Source organism: Pseudomonas sp. LBUM1657 (genome assembly GCF_059716075.1).
In genome coordinates this window covers 4,985,159-5,003,066 of sequence record NZ_CP166799.1, presented here as the reverse complement: position 1 = coordinate 5,003,066, position 17,908 = coordinate 4,985,159, and the positions used below count along the sequence as shown (strand labels likewise).

General features: G+C 59.8%; 22 protein-coding genes. 10 read left to right on the top strand and 12 right to left on the bottom strand.

Annotation, left to right across the window (positions count from 1 at the left end):
- The gene (locus ACA055_RS23110; RefSeq protein WP_497680745.1) at positions 1–489 is read left to right on the top strand and encodes a GyrI-like domain-containing protein; all 489 of its coding nucleotides are present in this window, start codon (positions 1–3) and stop codon (positions 487–489) included.
- A 94-nt stretch (positions 490–583) separates the two neighbouring features.
- Positions 584–1,072 carry a GNAT family N-acetyltransferase gene (locus ACA055_RS23105; protein ID WP_497680744.1) on the top strand — a complete coding sequence of 163 codons (489 nt, stop codon included), beginning with the start codon at positions 584–586 and terminating at the stop codon, positions 1,070–1,072.
- 121 nt (positions 1,073–1,193) lie between these two features.
- On the opposite strand, the gene ACA055_RS23100 is transcribed toward ACA055_RS23105, so the two are convergent.
- Together ACA055_RS23100 and ACA055_RS23095 are read right to left on the bottom strand one after the other, a co-directional pair.
- The gene (locus ACA055_RS23100; protein ID WP_497680743.1) at positions 1,194–1,799 is read right to left on the bottom strand and encodes a pyridoxamine 5'-phosphate oxidase family protein; all 606 of its coding nucleotides are present in this window, start codon (positions 1,797–1,799) and stop codon (positions 1,194–1,196) included.
- Positions 1,800–1,806: 7 nt separating this feature from the next.
- Positions 1,807–2,292: a GNAT family N-acetyltransferase gene (locus ACA055_RS23095; RefSeq protein ID WP_497680742.1), complete on the bottom strand. Its 486-nt coding sequence runs from the start codon at positions 2,290–2,292 to the stop codon at positions 1,807–1,809.
- A 141-nt stretch (positions 2,293–2,433) separates the two neighbouring features.
- Between ACA055_RS23095 and ACA055_RS23090 the strand changes: the two genes are divergently transcribed.
- The 4 genes from ACA055_RS23090 to ACA055_RS23075 all read left to right on the top strand — a co-directional run bounded on the left by ACA055_RS23090 (position 2,434) and on the right by ACA055_RS23075 (position 5,026).
- Positions 2,434–2,859 (top strand): YybH family protein, encoded by a 426-nt coding sequence (locus ACA055_RS23090; RefSeq protein ID WP_497680741.1) that lies wholly within the window; start codon positions 2,434–2,436, stop codon positions 2,857–2,859.
- A gap of 67 nt (positions 2,860–2,926) precedes the next feature.
- The gene (locus ACA055_RS23085) at positions 2,927–3,271 is read left to right on the top strand and encodes a YciI family protein (RefSeq protein ID WP_497680740.1); all 345 of its coding nucleotides are present in this window, start codon (positions 2,927–2,929) and stop codon (positions 3,269–3,271) included.
- A 28-nt stretch (positions 3,272–3,299) separates the two neighbouring features.
- Positions 3,300–3,791 carry an SRPBCC family protein gene (locus ACA055_RS23080; RefSeq protein ID WP_497680739.1) on the top strand — a complete coding sequence of 164 codons (492 nt, stop codon included), beginning with the start codon at positions 3,300–3,302 and terminating at the stop codon, positions 3,789–3,791.
- Entirely contained in the window at positions 3,791–5,026 is a 1,236-nt protein-coding gene (locus ACA055_RS23075) for an RNA polymerase sigma factor (protein ID WP_497680738.1), read from the top strand. Before ACA055_RS23080 ends, ACA055_RS23075 begins: the two co-directional genes overlap by 1 nt.
- A 37-nt stretch (positions 5,027–5,063) precedes the next feature.
- Here the strand turns inward: ACA055_RS23075 and ACA055_RS23070 are convergent, their stop codons facing one another.
- Positions 5,064–5,918 carry a LysR family transcriptional regulator gene (locus ACA055_RS23070; protein ID WP_497680737.1) on the bottom strand — a complete coding sequence of 285 codons (855 nt, stop codon included), beginning with the start codon at positions 5,916–5,918 and terminating at the stop codon, positions 5,064–5,066.
- A gap of 89 nt (positions 5,919–6,007) precedes the next feature.
- Between ACA055_RS23070 and ACA055_RS23065 the strand changes: the two genes are divergently transcribed.
- Positions 6,008–6,442, top strand: a complete 435-nt coding sequence (locus ACA055_RS23065) for a multidrug/biocide efflux PACE transporter (RefSeq protein WP_497680736.1) — start codon at positions 6,008–6,010, stop codon at positions 6,440–6,442.
- Positions 6,443–6,510: 68 nt separating this feature from the next.
- Here the strand turns inward: ACA055_RS23065 and ACA055_RS23060 are convergent, their stop codons facing one another.
- On the bottom strand, positions 6,511–7,269 hold the full coding sequence (locus ACA055_RS23060) for an SDR family NAD(P)-dependent oxidoreductase (RefSeq protein WP_497680735.1): 759 nt from the start codon (positions 7,267–7,269) through the stop codon (positions 6,511–6,513).
- A gap of 124 nt (positions 7,270–7,393) precedes the next feature.
- On the opposite strand from ACA055_RS23060, the gene ACA055_RS23055 reads away from it, so the two are divergent.
- Positions 7,394–8,290 carry a LysR family transcriptional regulator gene (locus tag ACA055_RS23055; RefSeq protein WP_497680734.1) on the top strand — a complete coding sequence of 299 codons (897 nt, stop codon included), beginning with the start codon at positions 7,394–7,396 and terminating at the stop codon, positions 8,288–8,290.
- Positions 8,291–8,392: 102 nt separating this feature from the next.
- On the opposite strand, the gene ACA055_RS23050 is transcribed toward ACA055_RS23055, so the two are convergent.
- From ACA055_RS23050 to ACA055_RS23040, 3 genes are all read right to left on the bottom strand, one after another.
- Entirely contained in the window at positions 8,393–9,115 is a 723-nt protein-coding gene (locus ACA055_RS23050; RefSeq protein ID WP_054044827.1) for a TylF/MycF/NovP-related O-methyltransferase, read from the bottom strand.
- On the bottom strand, positions 9,112–9,978 hold the full coding sequence (locus ACA055_RS23045) for a hypothetical protein (protein WP_497680733.1): 867 nt from the start codon (positions 9,976–9,978) through the stop codon (positions 9,112–9,114). The genes ACA055_RS23050 and ACA055_RS23045 overlap by 4 nt, the downstream gene beginning before the upstream one ends.
- A 312-nt stretch (positions 9,979–10,290) precedes the next feature.
- Positions 10,291–11,313 carry a transporter gene (locus ACA055_RS23040; protein ID WP_497680732.1) on the bottom strand — a complete coding sequence of 341 codons (1,023 nt, stop codon included), beginning with the start codon at positions 11,311–11,313 and terminating at the stop codon, positions 10,291–10,293.
- A gap of 274 nt (positions 11,314–11,587) precedes the next feature.
- On the opposite strand from ACA055_RS23040, the gene ACA055_RS23035 reads away from it, so the two are divergent.
- Entirely contained in the window at positions 11,588–13,213 is a 1,626-nt protein-coding gene (locus ACA055_RS23035) for a methyl-accepting chemotaxis protein (RefSeq protein ID WP_497680731.1), read from the top strand.
- Positions 13,214–13,242: 29 nt separating this feature from the next.
- Here the strand turns inward: ACA055_RS23035 and ACA055_RS23030 are convergent, their stop codons facing one another.
- The 3 genes from ACA055_RS23030 to ACA055_RS23020 form a co-directional block, all read right to left on the bottom strand.
- Positions 13,243–14,421, bottom strand: coding sequence for a GAF domain-containing sensor histidine kinase (locus tag ACA055_RS23030; protein ID WP_497680730.1), 1,179 nt, complete (start codon positions 14,419–14,421; stop codon positions 13,243–13,245).
- A gap of 134 nt (positions 14,422–14,555) precedes the next feature.
- Positions 14,556–14,861, bottom strand: coding sequence for a PepSY domain-containing protein (locus ACA055_RS23025; protein WP_497680729.1), 306 nt, complete (start codon positions 14,859–14,861; stop codon positions 14,556–14,558).
- A 176-nt stretch (positions 14,862–15,037) separates the two neighbouring features.
- Positions 15,038–16,165 (bottom strand): glycerophosphodiester phosphodiesterase, encoded by a 1,128-nt coding sequence (locus ACA055_RS23020; RefSeq protein ID WP_497680728.1) that lies wholly within the window; start codon positions 16,163–16,165, stop codon positions 15,038–15,040.
- Positions 16,166–16,401: 236 nt separating this feature from the next.
- Here ACA055_RS23020 and ACA055_RS23015 point away from each other — a divergent pair, with 236 nt between their 5' ends.
- On the top strand, positions 16,402–16,728 hold the full coding sequence (locus ACA055_RS23015) for a DUF2025 family protein (RefSeq protein ID WP_497680727.1): 327 nt from the start codon (positions 16,402–16,404) through the stop codon (positions 16,726–16,728).
- A 133-nt stretch (positions 16,729–16,861) separates the two neighbouring features.
- On the opposite strand, the gene ACA055_RS23010 is transcribed toward ACA055_RS23015, so the two are convergent.
- Both ACA055_RS23010 and ACA055_RS23005 read right to left on the bottom strand, forming a co-directional pair.
- Entirely contained in the window at positions 16,862–17,185 is a 324-nt protein-coding gene (locus ACA055_RS23010; RefSeq protein WP_497680726.1) for an antibiotic biosynthesis monooxygenase family protein, read from the bottom strand.
- Positions 17,182–17,898, bottom strand: coding sequence for a CTP synthase C-terminal region-related (seleno)protein (locus tag ACA055_RS23005; RefSeq protein ID WP_497680725.1), 717 nt, complete (start codon positions 17,896–17,898; stop codon positions 17,182–17,184). The genes ACA055_RS23010 and ACA055_RS23005 overlap by 4 nt, the downstream gene beginning before the upstream one ends.
- Positions 17,899–17,908: the final 10 nt, after the last annotated feature.

Sequence of the window (17,908 nt, the reverse complement as noted above, 5' to 3'; positions counted from 1 at the left end):
ATGGATGAGCAAACAGGCGTCAAACTGGCCGAGCCACGCTTCGAAAACGGCCACTTCCTGCTCATTGCAGGGCTTGGCGGACGATTTACCCAGCAAACCACTGCAGGCATTCCCGATCTCTGGGAGAAATTCATTCCCGAGATAGGCAAAATTCCTGGCCAAAAAAGCGAAGTGACCTACGGCATTTGCTGCAATCCGGATGGCAAGGGCGGTTTCGAATACATCGCCGGCGTTGAAATCAGCAAGCTCGACGACCTGCCTGAAAAATACCGTTGGGTCGAAGTTCAGCCCCAGCATTACGCGGTGTTCGAACACAAGGGCTCGCTGGATCAACTGCCCGAGACCTTTCAATACATCTGGAAAACCTGGTTGCCGCAGTCCGGTCGTCAGGCGGCGGATGCACCGGAGTTCGAACGTTACAGCGAAGACTTCAACCCGAAGCTCAACACCGGTGTGCTGGAAATCTGGCTGCCGATCAAGGCACAGTGACCGAATCGAGAGGCGGATCAGCGATTCGCCTCTCGATGTTGTGCAAACGCTGATTTATGATCCCCGGCCTTTCCCACGCTGATTCCGAGCTGCCATGAACACCGTCATCCGCCACGTCACCCCAGCTGACCTGGACCGCTGTTATGCCATCGAAACCGTTGCCTACGAGGGCGACGAAGCCGCGACCCGCGAGAAAATCGCCACCCGCATCGCCACCTGGCCCGAGGGGTTTATCGTGGCCGAGGTGGATGGCGTTGTAGCCGGTTTCATCAATTCCGGTGCGGCGTTTCAGGTGGAAATGTCGGATGAGGCGTTCAAGGAACTGATTGGCCACGACCCGGCGGGGCCTCACGTGGTGATCATGTCCGTAGTAGTGCACCCGGATTACCAGGGGCAGGGTTTGGCGAAGCGCCTGATGGGGGAATTCATCGAGCGGATGCGTGCGTTGAACAAGACCAGCATCAACCTGATGTGCAAAGAGCGGCATATTCCGCTGTATGCAGGTTTCGGCTTTGCCTACATCAAGCCATCAGCCTCCGACCATGGCGGCATGGCGTGGCATGAGATGGTGTTGGCGTTGTAACCCACTGAAGATCCCCTGTAGGAGCGGGCTGCTCGCGAAGAGGGAGTGTCAGTCGACAGCAATGTTGACTGACCCACCGCTTTCGCGAGCAAGCCCGCTCCCACATTGGTTAGTCATTGTGTCAGTAGAGACTGTCGCGCACCCGAGTCGGCGCTTCCCGGTCATACGTTTCGGCATCGAACTGCCCATCATTCAGGCGCTTGTGAAACGCACCCGCCGTCGGCAATGCAGAGCGATCCAGATGCTTCTCGGGATTCCACAAATCCGAACGTACGATGGCTTTGGAACAGTGGAAATACGCCGCGTCCACCGTCACCAGCATCACCGTGCGCGCCGGTTTGCCATTCACCGCAAAGCTTTCCAGTAACGCCGGCTCTGCGCTGATTTGCGCCGTACCGTTGACCCGCAACGTCTCGCCAATCCCCGGAATGATGAACAGCAGCGACACCCGCGAATCGAGCACCACATTGCGCAACGTGTCGATGCGGTTGTTGCCCGGCCGATCCGGGATCGCCAGGGTCTGCTCATCGATGATCCGCACGAAACCCGGCGTGTCACCCCGTGGCGAGCCGTCCATGCCGTCGGGACCGACCGAGCTGATAATCACCAGTGGCGAGGCGCGGACCATCGCTTGATAGTCCTCGTTCAAAAAGGGGATTTGCTTGCGCACAGCGCGGTCGTGGGGGTGGCCGTAGATTGCTTCCAGTTCTTCAATGCTGTTGAGCATAACCACCTCAGAAAATCAGACCCATGCGCCGTTCATAACCGATCCGGCCCTTGTAGGCTTCGCCGCTGTCGACCCAGCCGAATTTTGCATAGAGCGCGATGGCCGCCGTGTTGTCCGCATCCACCGATAACTCCAGCCCCTTGATTTCCGGCCAGGCCTGGTGCGCAACCTCGGGCAGCGCTTGCAGGCAGGCCTTGCCATACCCTTTGCCTTGCGCCCGACGATCGACTTGCAGTGCGTGCAGGGTGGCGCTGTGTTCGTTGGCCCAGGCGGGCAGGACCGGTGGGCGTTTGAGCAGCAGGAAGGCCACCGGAACGTCCTCGGCCAGCAAGGCAAATCCTTTGACGCCGGGGCCGGGTTTGGACAGCAGAGTGTGCAACGCACCGTGGATGTCGCCGCTGAATTTTACTTGTTCTTTGTGCACTTCGATGGACTCGACCTGCTGGCGTTGCAGCGGGTTCAGGGTTTCGTAAGGCACGAGTCGGGTTGTCACTGGAGTATCCTTTTTCCAACACAAATGTGTTTCGGATTCTAGCGAGTTTGCGTTCTTGGATTATTTTTATTTCGACTGTCGATTTGGCTTTTCGCCAGTCGACTAAGGGTGTCTTCACCACAAAAACCACGGAGAACCACCATGAACGCCCAAACACAAATTCATAACCTGATCGAAAACTACCGCCAGGCCGTCATCGCCAAGGACGTGGAAAAAGTCATGGCCTTGTACGCCGAGGACATCGTCTCGTTCGATGCGGTCAAGGCCCTGCAATTCAAGGGTAAAGCCGCCTACCGCGCGCATTGGCAGGAATGCATGGAAATGTGCCCCGGCCCGGGCATCTTCGAGTTCCACGAGATCGACATTGTGCCCTCACAGGAAATCGCGTTCGCCCACTGGCTGGCCCATTGCGGCGGCACCAATGAAAAGGGTGAAACCCAGGCCTGCTGGATGCGCGTCACCGCGTGCTACCGACAAGAAGCGGGGCTGTGGCAGATCGTCCACGAACACTGGTCGGCCCCGTTCGACATGACGAGCGGCGCGACGTTGTTTGACCTGAAGCCCTGATCGTCGGTTTTTCCACCGAAGCGCCCATCAGCAGCCATAGTTGATCAGTTCGATTAGGGAGTGCCACATGAAATATCTATGCCTGGTCTACAGCAGCGAGCTTGAGTTGCACTCGCTGCCCGAAAGTCCCAAGGACGCCGAGTGCATGGCCTACGCTGAGTCGATCCAGGGCAGTGGCCGGATGATCGCCGCTGAGGCGCTGGAGTCGGTGCAGACCGCGACCACCGTGCGCATGCGTAACGGCAAGATGTCGATCACTGACGGCCCGTTCGCCGAAACCAAGGAGCAGTTGGCCGGCTTCTACCTGATCGATGCCAAGGACCTCAATGAAGCCCTGCAGGTCGCCGGCAACATTCCGGCGGCCCGGGTCGGCTGTGTCGAGGTGCGTCCTGTTCGCCAGTTGAATCCCTGAATAACAATCAAAACAAGCAGGAGATCCCATGTCACCGCAACCCTATAAAAAGCAGCCTGCCGAGTTCGAGTTGTCCATCAGCCGCCTGATCGACGCGCCGCGCCAGAAAGTCTTCCGCGCCTGGACCGAGCCCGCCTTGCTCGTCCAGTGGTGGGGCCCCCACGGCATGACCACCCCCGAGTGCGAAATGGACCTGTGGGTGGGGGGCCGGTTTCGCACGTTGATGCGCGCGCCGGATGGCACCGAGTACCCGACCATGGGCGTGTTTCTGGAGATCGTCGCCCCCGAGCGGCTGGTCTTCACCGATGCGTTCCTGCCCGGCTGGATTCCTTCGGGAAAACCCTTCATGTCGGCCGAAGTGACCCTCGAAGACCGGGACGGCAAAACGCTGTACACCGCCCGCGCCATGCACTGGTCCGAAGAAGATCGTCAGGCCCACGAGGCGATGGGGTTTCACGACGGCTGGGGACAAAGTCTGGATCGGCTGGTGACGCTGGTGACCGAAGGCATGCCGGACTGATGCCCGGCGTGTCGGTGGCGGCGCGGGTTGAGCAGGTCTACCGCGAAGACTCGCGGCGGATTCTGGCGACCCTGATCCGCTTGCTGGGCGATTTCGACCTCGCCGAAGAGGCCTTGCACGAGGCGTTCTTCGTCGCGGTCGAACGCTGGCAACGTGACGGTGTGCCGGACAATCCGCGCACCTGGCTGGTGTCCACCGGGCGCTTCAAGGCCATCGATGTGTTGCGTCGGCGGGCGCGGTTTAACGCGTCCCGGCCAATGTTGATCGCGCAACTGGAGGCGCTGGAGCAGGCTGACTGGAGTGACGAAGACGTGGAAGACGATCGCCTGCGCCTGATCTTCACCTGTTGTCACCCGGCATTGGCGGCAGACGCGCAAGTGCCGCTGACATTGCGGGAAGTCTGCGACCTGACCACCGAAGAAATCGCCCGGGCCTTTCTTTCTGCACCGGCCACCATCGCTCAGCGCATCGTGCGCGCCAAAGCGAAAATCCGTGACGCGAAAATCCCCTATCAAGTGCCGACCCTGGCCGAATTGCCCGAACGCCTCGACAGCGTGCTGCGGGTGATTTACCTGGTGTTCAACGAAGGTTACTCGGCGTCCATCGGCGCCGAACTGACCCGTGAAGACCTGACCCGCGAAGCGATTCGCCTGGGGCGGTTGTTGATGGAATTGCTGCCTGAACCGGAGGTGATGGGGTTGCTGGCGCTGATGCTGTTGCATGAGTCGCGACGCCCGGCCCGGACCTCGGCGAGTGGCGAACTGGTCCTGCTGGATGAGCAGGACCGCTCATTGTGGGATGCCGGGATGATTGCCGAAGGTTGCGCGCTGGTGGAGCGAGCGCTGACGACTCGGGGATTCGGGCCGTATTGCTTGCAAGCAGCAATCGCGGCGGTGCATGCCGAAGCACCGACGGCGGCGGAAACGGACTGGCAGGAGATTGTGGGTTTGTATGACGTGCTGCTGGCGGCGGTGCCGTCACCGGTGATCGAGTTGAACCGCGCGGCGGCGATCTCCCGACGGGATGGACCGTTGGCGGGGCTGACGTTGGTTGACGGGATTCTGGGGCGGGGAGAGTTGCTGGATTACCACCTGGCGCATTCGGCGCGGGCGGAGTTTTGTCGGCAGTTGGGGCGAGTGGACGAGGCGCGGGCGGCGTATGAGCGCGCACTGGAATTGACGCAGCAAGTGCCGGAGCGGCGGTTTATCGAGGGGCGTTTGCGGGAGTTGGAGTGAGGTGACCTTGCGGGCTTGCTCGCGAATGGCCGCGCCGCTATTCCAGCATCTTGCTGAGCAACCAACTCCCCGCCGGTCCCGGCGGATGCAGCCGCGACCACAACGCATCCACCGACACCGTTTTCGGCCAGCCGCGAACCCGCAATTCCTGTAACGACCCCGCGCCAAAACGCTCGACCAGCCATCGCGGCAACGGCGCCCAGCCGAACCCGCCTTGGGCCATTTCCAGCAGCATCAAATAACTGGGTGCAGACCATACGCGGCCTTTCGCGCGGCTTTCGTACGGATTGACGATAGTCGCCAAACGCAGCTCGCGGTGCTGGTGCAGCATGTCCTGATCGATATTGCCCAGCACTGCCAGCGGATGTGCAGGGGACACGAACAGGGCGATTTCCGTGCGCTCGTCCACCGTCGAGCTGACCAGGTCTGGTGGATAACTGTCCTGCATTTCGGCGAAGGCGACCTGCGCCCGACCGCTTTGCACCAGCGCCACCAGGTCATCGCATTCGGCGATCAGGCATTCAAGTTCCAGGTCCGGATAACGCTGCTCGAAGTCAGTCAGTGCCGCTTCGAAACGGTGGGATTGATAGGTGTCGGAAATCGCCACCGTCAGCTTCGCCTCGACTCCCTGGGACAGTTGGCTGGCGGTCATTTCCAAGCGGCTGGTGGCGGCCAGAATCTCCTCGGCCCGTTGCAGCATGACGTGCCCGGCCGGAGTCAACGTGGGCTTGCGGCTGCTGCGGTCGAACAGAATCAAGTTCAGATCGATTTCCAGGCTGGCGACCGCCGCGCTGATGGTCGATTGACTGCGACCCAGCTTGCGCGCCGCCGCGGAAAACGAACCTTGAGTCGCCGCTTGGACGAACGCGAGCAGCACTTCGTGGGAGGCCATGAACTATCGCCTTGATCGATGGTTATTGGTTATGAAGTATCGGAGCTGTAATGGATCATGGCAACCACAGTCACTCAGGGAGTCTGGCCATGAATGCCAACAAATCCATTACTGAACGTATTTTCCAGGCCGTTGGTTTCGAACTGCTGGCCATTCTGATCTGTACCCCGCTGCTGGCCTGGATCATGGACAAGCCGATGCTCGACATGGGCCTCGTGACCATGGCTATCGCGGCCCTGGCCCTGGCTTGGAACGTGGTCTTCAACGGCCTGTTCGACCGCATGCTCGATCGCCTGCAGATCGCGCAGAACGCTTGGGTACGGGTTGTCCATGCGCTGTTGTTCGAAGGCGGACTGGTTGCGGTCGGTGTGCCGCTGATTGCCTGGTGGCTGAACATCAGCCTGTGGCAAGCGTTCCTGCTGGATATTGGCGTGTTGCTGTTTTTCCTGCCGTATACCTACGTTTACCACTGGGGGTATGACGTGGTGCGCGAGCGCATGCTGATGGCTCGCGCTGTTCGCTAGAGTGAGGGCGCTTTTGTGGCGAGGAGACTTCCTCGCCACAGGAAGCCTCCTCACCACAGGTTTTGCCTTTACAGAAACATTCCGCCCGACGCTTCAACCCGCTGCCCGTTGATCCACTGGCTGCCCGGCGCCAGCAGCAGCGCAATGGCAGCACCGATGTCGTCCGGCTGACCGACGCGACCCAAGGCGGTATTGCCGGCGATGTAGCTGTTCACGTCATTGTTGTCGCGCACCGTGCCGCCGCCGAAGTCGGTTTCGATGGCGCCAGGCGCGAGGGTGTTAACGGTGATGTTGCGTGTACCCAGTTCCTTGGCCTGGTAGCGCGTCAGCACTTCCATGGCCCCCTTCATCGCCGCGTAGGCGCCGTAACCCGGCAAGCTGAAGCGGGTCAGGCCGCTGGAAATATTGACGATGCGAGCGCCGTCATTCAGCAGCGGCAACAGGTGCTGGGTGAGGAAGAACGGCCCTTTCAGATGGATGTTCATCAGCAGGTCGAACTGCGCTTCGGTGGTGTCGGCGAAACTCGCGTTCAAGCCAATCCCGGCGTTGTTGATCAGAAAGTCGAAGTGCTGGCGATCGAAATGGCTGCGCAACACCTCTGCGACCTGCGTGGTGAAATCTGCGAAGCGCTCACTCTGGCCGACATCCAGTTGCAACATGGCAGCGCGACCGCCGAGGCTTTCGATTTGCGCGACCAGTGCTTGCGCCTCATCCGCCTTGCTGTTGTAAGTGCCGATGATGTCGATGCCTTGGGCGGCCAAATGCAAGGCTGCGTTTTTGCCGAGGCCGCGGCTGGCGCCGGTGATCAGTGCGATTTTACGGTTCATGGGACTTCCTCTCAGGAGCAGTGGGTGGTTGATGTGAGGAAGTTTATTTATCCGGTGGGAGGTGATAAACAGGGTGAAAGCGGAATCACTGATCGGTTAATCCGAACAATAAAAGGTCGGGGCCATGAACAAACTGGAACTGCTGCGCACCTTTGTCCGGGTCAGCGAAATGTCGAGTTTTACCCTCGCGGGGGAAAGTCTGGGGCTGCCCCGATCCACAGTGTCCGAGCATGTGCAGGCGCTGGAAGCGTTGCTCGGCACGCGCCTGCTGCAACGCACCACGCGCAAGGTTCAGGCGACTCAGGACGGCTTGGTGTTGTACGACCGTAGCAAGGATTTGCTGTCGCACATGGATGAAATCGAAGGGCTGTTTCGCCAGGACGCGGCCTCGCTCACCGGGCGGATTCGCATCGACATGCCGAACTTTCTCGCTCGCCGCGTGGTGATGCCACGCCTGCCCGAATTCATGACGCTGCACCCCCATCTGGAGCTCGAAATCAGCACCACCGATCGCCGGGTCGATTTGATCAGCGAAGGGTTTGATTGCGTGGTGCGGGTCGGCGCGCAGCCGGATCAATCAGTGGTCGCGCGACACTTGTGCGATTTTGTCATGGCCAATTGTGTCAGCCCTGCGTATCTGCAGCGCTATGGCGTACCTGAACGGCTCGAAGATCTGGCGCAGCACCGGATGGTGCATTACGTCGGCGTACTGGGGTCGCGGTCGGAAGGTTTTCTGTATGAAGTGGACGGCAAACTGCATCGACTGCCGATGGCCGGCAGTGTCACGGTCAACAGCACTGATGCCTATGAGGCGGCGTGTCTGGGGGGCTTCGGTTTGATTCAGGCGCCGCGCATGGGCATGCAGTCGTATTTGCTCAGTGGCGAGATGGTGGCGGTGTTGCCGCAGCTCAGCGCGCCGTCCATGGAGGTTTCGTTGCTCTATGCCCGGCAACGGCATTTACCGTTGCGGGTGCGAGCGTTCATGGACTGGTTGGGGCAAGTCATCCAGTCAGCCACTTAACCTGTGGGAGCGGGCTTGCTCGCGAAAGCGGACTGACAGTCAACATCATTGTTGAATGTACAACCGCCTTCGCGAGCAAGCCTGCTCCCACAGGGTTATGTGTCAGACGTGGAAGTAGCCTACGCAGGAATCAAACGGCAGCCGCTTGAGTTCGATCTTGTTCAGGTCGAGCACTTCGCGCAGGGCTTTGGTTTCGCCCGGGAAATTGCGGTAAGCGACTTCGTCCAGCACCACGACCGCGCCTTTTGGCATGTACGGCAGGAAGGTTTCCAGGGCGACTTTGGTCGATTCGTACAGGTCAGTGTCGAGGATCAGCATGGCCACGACCAGGTCCGGACGGGTCTTGACCCACTCAGGCACGGTCTTGACGATGTCACCTTTGACCAGCTCGCAACGTGGGATGCGGTTGACCGGGCGCAGCAGGTCGTTGGCGTCGATCATGTCCTGGATCAGCGACTGGTCGGTGTCGGAGAACATGGTCTCGTTGACGTCGGCCGGGTCTTCTTTCTTGTCGATGCTCTGGAAGCCTTCGAAGGTGTCGAAGCCGACGATCGAGCGGTTGATCGCGTAGGGCTCGAGAATCATCGACAGGTGCATGTAAAGCATCAGCGAGTTGCCCTTGTACACGCCGCACTCGATGATCGCGCCAGGTACTTCGGCAACCTTCTTGAACAGCTCCATGCGCGACAGTGCAGCGGTCACGCCGATGCGGTTGGCGAAGACGAACGGCGCGTCGGCCACGTACTCGGCATCGACCCGTTTCAGGACATTGGCACGGGTTTCGTTGTACTGGGCCTCGGCAGGCGTGATGCGACGCTTGGTCATTGGTCGATTCCTTGGAAATTCGAAAAGTCGTGGGCGTGGAAATAGTCTTTGAAGCCTGCGCCGACGTCCGGGCAGGCGCTGTCGACGTTGATCGCGCCACGCTTGTGCTTGAGGTCGTCGAGGTGCATCAGGCGGAAGTCCACGCTGAAGCGGGTTTGTTCGGTGTGATTGGCGACTGTGCCGTGCAGGTGCGAGCCGGAGAAAATCAGCATCTCGCCGGTGTTGCCGGCGATGCGCACTTCAGACGCGGTATTGATCGCCTCCAGCGGCACCGGGTGCACCCGGACTTCCTCCTTGAGGTTGTCCTTGGCCTTGTGCCGCTGGTTGCTAATCCAGTCGTTGAGGCTCCATTCGCTGGAGGTGTTCTTCACTGGCACGTCGAAGTAGCCGGCGTTGATCATCATGGTCTGGTCGGGGCGAATGGTGTGCACCGGCATCCAGGTATTGATCTGGCAATCGACGCTGCCGTACCACGTGTCGCGATGAGGTTTGTAGGCGTAGCTGACCCCCGCGTGCAGGTAGTCATAGTTGGGCACAACGCGAATGCGCGGCACGTCGAAAATGTACTCGCGCGGGTCGACACCGATCTCGTCGATAAACGACAGGATCAGGTCCTTGGCGCGCTGGCTGTTGGTGAACTGGCCCTTGAGGCGTGTTACCAGCACCACGAATTCTTCCACCGGCATCAGCGTGTGCAGCGCCTGGTGATTGGTCTCGCCGTCGAACGCGGCCGTGATGCTTTCCTGGGCGAACGCACACAGCTCTTTGGCGGCGCGCAGCTGAGTGTTCAGGAAAATATCGCCTGCATAAATGGCTTCTTTGAAGTCAGCTTTTTGTTGCAGCTGATTGATGTACAGATTCACGATTTATCTCCTGAATACATCGAGTCACTTATGAATCGGCAACACGTTAGCAAACTGAAGTGCGATCTGGTCGGGACTGGATCAATAAACGCGTAATCCGCTGAGTTTGCGACGAAATGCCCGGGCGAGAACGAAAAATCCCGGCTCAGGGGGCTGGCCGGGATTGAATCAGTCTCGGAAGGTTGTGGTGAAAGTGCCGCCGCCTTCGCGAGCAAGCCCGCTCCCACACGGGATCTTTGTCGGGCACCAAACCTGTGTTCACTCAAGATCACTGTGGGAGCGGGCTTGCTCGCGAATGGACTCAAGTCGCATTCAGTAATCCTGCCGCTTACGAAACGCCCAGCGCCCGGCAATCACGGTAAACGTCGCGACCAGCGCCACCAGAATCCAGAACCCTTCGGGATCACCGGAAAGCGGCACCCCGCCGACGTTCATGCCAAAGAAACCAGCGATGATGTTGATCGGCAACGCCAGCACTGTCACCACGGTCAGGGTAAACAGCGTGCGGTTGCTCTGTTCGTTGAGGTTGGCGGCGATTTCTTCCTGCAACAGCTTGATCCGCTCGCCCAGCGCCGTGAGGTCGTTGATGATCAGCGCAAACTCCTCGGTGGATTTGCGCAACTCCTTCACGTCCTCCTTCTGCAACCACTGTGGCGGGCGGTTGAGCAGGCGCAGCAAGGAGCCCGGTTCCAGCGCCAGTAACCGTTGCAAGCGCACCAGTACCCGGCGATTGGCACCCAGTTCGGCGCGGTTGGTGGACAGACGCGAGGACAGCAACTCGTCTTCGATCTGATCGACGCTCAGGCTGGTCTTGCGCACGATCTGGGTCAGCACTTCGCCCTGATCGCGCAGCAAATGCACCAGCAATTCCAGTGGCGAGCGAAAGCACTCACCGGCCTTGACCGAGGAGCGCAGCTTGTCCACTGAGTGCAGCGGTTGCAGGCGCGCGCTGATGATCAGCCGACTGCGGGCACAAACCCACAGCGTCGATACATCGGACGAAACCATGCTGCTGAGGTTGAACACCACGTCGTTGACCACCGCCAGCAACGCGGAATCCACATGCTCGATACGCGTCGAACGCGAGCCTTCATGCAACGCCTCGAAAAACTCGTCGGGCAATTCCAAATGACTTTTCATCCAGCGCTCGCACGCGGCATGCGCCAGATTCAGATGCAGCCAGAGAAACTCGTCGCCGTTGTCCGATTGTTGAAGGCACTGCAACGCCCTGGCCGAATCGATCTCCCGGCCGCGTTCACCGGGACGAAAACTGAACCCGTAAAGCAGGCCGAACAGGTCCGGGTCGCGATGGCTTTGGTCGATGCTGTGGTTCATGAGCTCTCGCTGTGAGGAAGCGCCTGTCGCGGGTTTCACAGGTTCACTTGAGCCGCATCATCGCAAGGCGTGATGACGTTTTTGTGACGGTAAAATAACCGCAAACGATTGCTATACCGATGGTCGGATCTACTTAAAGAACCGCTCTGGCACGCCGATCACGCTTAGGTTGAGTTGCGCGCCTTCGGCCATGTGCCAACGCTGCAGACAGGGATGTCCGGACACCTTTCACGCCTGACCGGGCGTGCCTCATTCCTGTCATGAGTACCTTCCGATGTTTTTGCAAAAGTCCTTGAGAGCGCAAATTCTCGCCCTGCTGAGCGGCAGCCTGTTCGCGGTGTTGTTGATCGCCCTGGCCTGCTTTCACTTTCTGTCCAGCGGAGTCCAGAGCTACGCCAACCTGATCGAGGGTCCGCTGTACACTTCGCAATTGATCGATGAAGCCAACCTGCAATTCAAGGTGCAGGTGCAAGAGTGGAAAAACGTCCTGCTGCGCGGCAAGCAACCGGCGGACCTGGACAAATACTGGAAGCAATTCGAAGCGCGTCAGCACGATGTGCAAGGCATCCTCGGCGAGCTGGCCGGGCAGAAGGGCATCGAGCCGCAACTCAAGGATCGCATCGAACGTCTGCGGGACGAACATCGCCTGTTGGGCGCCGCTTACCAGAAGGGCCGTGATGCCTACGTGGCGGCCGGTGCCGACCCAACGGCCGGCGACATGGCGGTCAAAGGTGTGGACCGCGCGACCAGTGATCAGATGAGCGAACTGGTCAGCGAGTTGCGCAAGCAGGGCGCCGAGCAATCGAAGCTGATCAACGCCAGTGCCGATCGCACGGTATTGCTGGGGATCATCGTGATGCTGGCCTCGGGTCTGTCGATCGGCCTGTTGAGCCTGTGGCTGGTCAACCGCAACCTGGTCGAGCCGATTCGCAAATTGATCGAATACGTGGCGCAACTCAGCCAGGGCCGCTTCGCCGAGAGGGTGGCGAGCACCCGTCAGGACGAACTGGGCAAACTGGCGATGGCGGCCAATACCCTGCGCGATTTCCTTGCTGAAACCTTCAACCGTTTGCAGCGCAGCGCCTCGGACTTGGACAGTGCCAGCGGCGAGCTGAACTCGATCGCGACCTTGATGGCCAGCGGCACCAACGAACAATTCAACCGCACCGATCAGGTCGCCACGGCGATGAACGAAATGTCCGCCACCGCGCAAGAAGTCGCCCGTCATGCGGCCGAGGCGGCGCGCGCGGCCGACGACGCCGACCAGTCCGCGCAGCAGGGCGGAAAAGTCATGCAGGGCACCATTCACACCATCACCCAAATGCGTGGCGAAATTGCCAACACCGCCACGGTCATTCGACAGCTGGAAACCGACAGCGGACGCATCGGCAAGGTGCTCGAAGTGATTCGCGGCATCGCCGAACAAACCAACCTGCTGGCGCTCAACGCAGCGATCGAAGCGGCCCGCGCCGGTGAAGCCGGGCGTGGTTTCGCGGTGGTGGCCGATGAAGTCCGCAGCCTCGCCCAACGCACGGCGGCGTCGATCATCGAGATCAACCAGATCATTCAAACCGTGCAAACCGGTGCGGTGGACGCGGCCCAGGCCATTGAAAGCGGTCAGTCGCGCAGCGAAGAAAGCGTCGAACAAGTGACCCAGGCCGGCGCCATGCTGGAGCGCATCACCCATGCCGTGGAGGCCATTCGCGACATGAACCGCCAGATCGCCACCGCCGCCGAAGAGCAGACATCGGTGGCCGAGGACATCTCGCGCAACCTCACCGAGATCACCAGCATTGCCAGTACCAACCTGGACAACGTGCAACGCACCGAAGCGGCCAGCCAAAACCTGCATGGTTTGTCGGGGCAGTTGAATGAGGTGACGTCGCGTCTGAGCGCCTAGTGTGAATAAAGTGAGTCAGAGTCGCTTGTTCAAATGGGGGTGGGCAGGCTGAAGGTAAAGGTCGTGCCCTGTTCCGCGCTGGAGACCACGTCCAGTTTTCCACCATGGGACTTTGCGATTTCGCTGGCGATGTACAAGCCCAACCCGAGGCCGGCCTGCGGTGTATCGCGGGTCGGTCGCGAGTAGGGCCGGAACAGATGCGGCAACGCCTGCTCGGCAATCTGCCCCTGATTGTTCACGCTCAGCACAAACACTTGTTGATCGATCCGCGCACTGACCTCTACCGCACCCGCGGGATCGCCATGGGTGACCGCGTTGGCCACCAGATTGGAAGCCAATTGCGTCACCCGCTCGCGATCGCAATGAACACCGCGCACGTCACCAATGGACGACACAATGCTGCGGTCGGGGTGCACGCTCTGAATTTCCGCAATCACATGCAGCAATGCTTCTTTCAGATCCGGGCATGGCTCGATGTTCACCGGGATGCCCTTGCCCAGGGAACCTCGGGTGAAATCCAGCACGTCGTTGACCAGTCGGGTCGCGCGGTGGGCGCTGGTCAGGATGTGCCTGACCCGCTGCTCGCTGGTCGGGTCGGGATGTTTGCGCAGGAGCATTTCCGCGCCGGCACTGATGGCGAACAAAGGGTTGCGCAAGTCATGCCCGAGCACGGCGATAAACTGCTCGCGCAGTTCGCCGGTTTCCCGTTCTTCAACCAGCGCCGCTTCGGTCTTTTGCTGGTTTTCTTCGAATTCGATCTGCAGCGCGAGCATCCGCGCGAACGATTCCATGGTGCTCTGGATCGTGCTGGATTTGAGCGGCGCCGGGTTGGGATCAAGGGCGCAGATGGTGCCGAAGAAACGCCCGTCGGTGCGGAAAATCGGTACGGCAATGTAGCTTTCGAATTGATAGAGACGCGGTGTGTGATGGTCGCGGTAAAGCGGGTCGTCACTGGCCTTGTCGATCACCACGGCGTGGTGGGCCTGACGAATTTCGTGGCACAGGGTGGTGGCCACTTCCAGCTCACCACCGACCTGCAGGCCGAAACCCAATTGATCGAGCACCGCGCACGCGGTCCAGGAATCTTCGGTAACGCGAGCTACGGCGGCGAAGCGCAGGCCGGTCATTTCGCGGATCACTTGCAGAATGGCCGGCACGGCGCTGATCCGAGCGATTGTGGCGATGTCTGCTGCCGCTGTTTGCCCCATATCAATCAATCTCTGCGTGAACTTCGTGGGAAGAGTCTAGCGGGCCGGTGCTGAGTTGGCGCGACTTCATTGTCCGAATCGGACACGCAAAAAAGCCGCACGATCCGAAAATCGTGCGGCTTTTTGTGTGGGCATCAGGTGTCTTGTTTGTCGCTCAGTACTTTGCCCGTGGTGGCATCGAAGTCCACGTCAAATTCTTTGCCGTCAGCGGTTTTCAGTTCCACTTCGTACTCATAGTTATTGAAGTGGTTGTCCAGGTCCGTGTCGGTGATGGTCGCACCCGGATGCAACTTCAGGGCGGCCTGGTTCATTTCTTCCAATGGCTTGATCTTGCCACTTTTAACCAGCTCAGGGATCTGGTCGACGCGAACATCAGCCTGAGCCATGCCAGCGGTAAGCGTCAGGGCAGCGGCAGTGAACAAAGCAGTCAGGGTTTTCATGAGGTTCTTTCCTTGGGTGAGCTGTTTAAGTGGGTTCAGATTAGTAGTGGCAACTTAATTCAGCCTTAATTCCTAAAAAGCATTCGCGAGCAAGCCCGCTCCCACAGGTTTTGTCGATTCCTTGTGGGAGCGGGCTTGCTCGCGAACGGAGCGACGTGATGCATCGTCAGCCCCGATCAGTACCCGTTGTTTTGCAGCAACTGCGCCACGCTGGCTGCCGCCGGGCGTTTGTAGAACTTGAGCAGTTCGCTGGCGCGATTGGTGAAAATGCCGTCGACGCCGGCCGCCGCCACTTTCTGGTAATCCACGGCATCGTCGATGGTGTAGACGTGCACCAGCAAGCCCTGATCGTGGGTGTACTGGTTCATCCACGGTTGCACCAGGTCTGAATAACTCTGATCGCCACCCTTGGTCAGCGCGGCAGACGGGCCGGTGCCGACCGCGCCCTGGGCCTTGGCGTACTCGACCCATTGCTGGAATTCGGCCTTGGATTTCGGTTCCTGCTTGGCGTAATAAGTGGCCTTGTCCTTGTCGCCGGACTCAGCGAATTTCACCTTGGACTTGGGCTCGATGCTGCCTTCGCCGACCCACAGCAGCAAAATCTTCGGTACTTGCGGCATTTCCTTTTCCAGCAGTTCCAGGCTGCTCTTCTCGAACGTTTGCAGCACGACCTTGCCTTTGCCCTGGCCGACCGCCAAATCGCTTTTCGCCAGTTTCGAACCCGCCGGGCTCAGCCAGCCGCGATCCTGAAGCTTGTCCTTGAGGTCGCGTTCAAGGCCGGGAAACTGCTTCGGCTCCTTGGTTTCGATGTACAAACCGGGCTTGTGCAGCGGGTTGCCCTGGGCGATGTCGATGATTTCGTCGAGGGTCAGGATTTTCAGGCCCGCATAGGAAGGACGCGCGCGATCCGGGTAAGCGGTGTTGAACCAGCTGCCGGCATCCAGGGTTTTCAGCTCGGCGAGGGTGAACGCGTTGGCCGGGCTGTCCTTGCGCTCCGGGAATTTGATGGCAACGTCGGTGGTGCGTTGCAGGTTGTCGTCGTGCAGGGCGAACAGCACGCCGTCTTTGCTGCGTTGCAGGTCCAGCTCCAGGTAGTCGGCACCCAGGTCGCGGGCCAATTTGTAGGCCGCAGCTGTGGATTCCGGGGCATCGAAGGACGCGCCACGGTGGGCGATCACTGCCGGGTGTGGAATGCCCAAACGGGTCGCCAGCGCGGTGGGGCTGGGTTCGCTGGAGGCCTGAGCCTGGCCGAGGCCGAGTAGCACGCTCAGCAGCAGGGCGCTCTTGGTGAAGGTAACAGGCATGGTCGAGATCCTTTCGCAGAGTATTTTCAAAGACGTCTCTTTTAACAACTGAGCGCCGCGAGCGCTATCGCCAGACCGACATAAACGTGTTTAAAGCAGATTTTTTCTACGCTTTTGTGCGGTTCTTTGCAGTACTCTTGGCCCCGGTAACTTCCCCGCCAGAGGGAAACCCGTTCGCTTGCCCTGCGTGTAAACCATCGATCACCGGTCCTTTGCGACCCTTTGTGAGGTTTATCATGCGCATCACTTCCCAGCTCATCTGCCAGGCCGCCGACCAACTCAAAGGCTTCGTCGGCCTCAATCGCAAGACCGGCCAGTACATCGTTCGTTTCAGCGAAGACTCCTTCGGCATGGACGTGGCGGACGACGGCATAATTCCTGTCAGCGAATTTGTCTGGGCCTCGGGTCCCGATCAGGCCATGACCCTCAAGCGCGAGTTGATTCAGTTGTTGCTGGATCAGAACATCGATGACCGGATCAACATTACCGAACCGTTGCGGGTGTACATGAATCGGCGGGAAGTGCCGGAGATTTCGGCGGAGCGGAATCTCGTGCGGGGCTGAGTTTTTGCGTTGTTTGTGCTGGCCTCTTCGCGAGCAAACCCGCTCCCACAGGTTAACCGTGTTGTCCGGACAGACGCGGTCTAATGTGGGAGCGGGCTTGCTCGCGAAGACGGCCTCAAGAACACAACATCAATTACTGCTTGAACGCATACGCCCGCTCAACCCTGCACACCCGCGTATGACACGCCGAATACCAGGTCGAGCGCCCACGCTCACGAATCGCACTGTGCTCGGGGTGATGCTTCCACGCCAGAATCGCCGCTTCACTGGCCCAATAGGACACCGTAATTCCCAGCCCGTCCTCGCCCCGCGCCGACTCCACACCGAGAAATCCTGGCTGTTCGCGAGCCAACGCCACCATCCGTTCAGCGGCCTCGGCATAACCCTGGTCATCCTCAGTCCGCAGCGAGGTGAAGATCACCGCAAAGTAGGGCGTTGCAGGTGTCTGGCCGATCATGATGTCTGCCTCACACACGCCTTGATAAAGGCGCGGATCAGCGGCGGAAGAATGCCTTTGAGCGCGGCGCGTTCTGGCTGGAACAGGGTGGCGACGAAAAACGGGTGACCTTGAAGCTCTACCGCCCGCAAGTCTTGTGCTGAATCGTGGCCGACGCTGTGAAGTTCGTGTTTAAGCAGTTCCCGTTCGAATTCGGGATTCACACCGTAGCGGCAGCGATAGCCTTCACGAATCTCGGAGGTTTCGTACGCCTTGGCGATCAACGAGCCTTCAACCAAATGAATCGTATCGACGGCTTCCACCAGTGAACACGTCAGCGGCGTGAGTAACGCTCGCACTGAATTGGGAGACGTCTCGCCATGCTCGGCATGCTCGGCATCTTCCCACCCCAGAACATGGCGGGCGTATTCCAGCACTGCATGTTGAAAACCGCCGCAGGTGCCGAGGAAAGGTCGCTGTTGTTCGCGGGCAAAGCGGATCGCGCGCAACGCGCCGTCCATGCTGCGATACGGACTGGCGGGCACGCACCAGAAGCCATCGAACTCGTCCAGCGGCGTATCGGCGTGAATGCTTTCAGTGGCCAGCCACTGGAATTGCACGTTCAGGCCTGTCTGCTCGGCGGCCATGCCGAGGGCCACGGGGATGGCTTGGTGGGCGGTGACTTGCGGGTCGTAATCGCCGATCAGGGCGATGCGGATTGCGCTGTTTTCCATGAGTGACCTC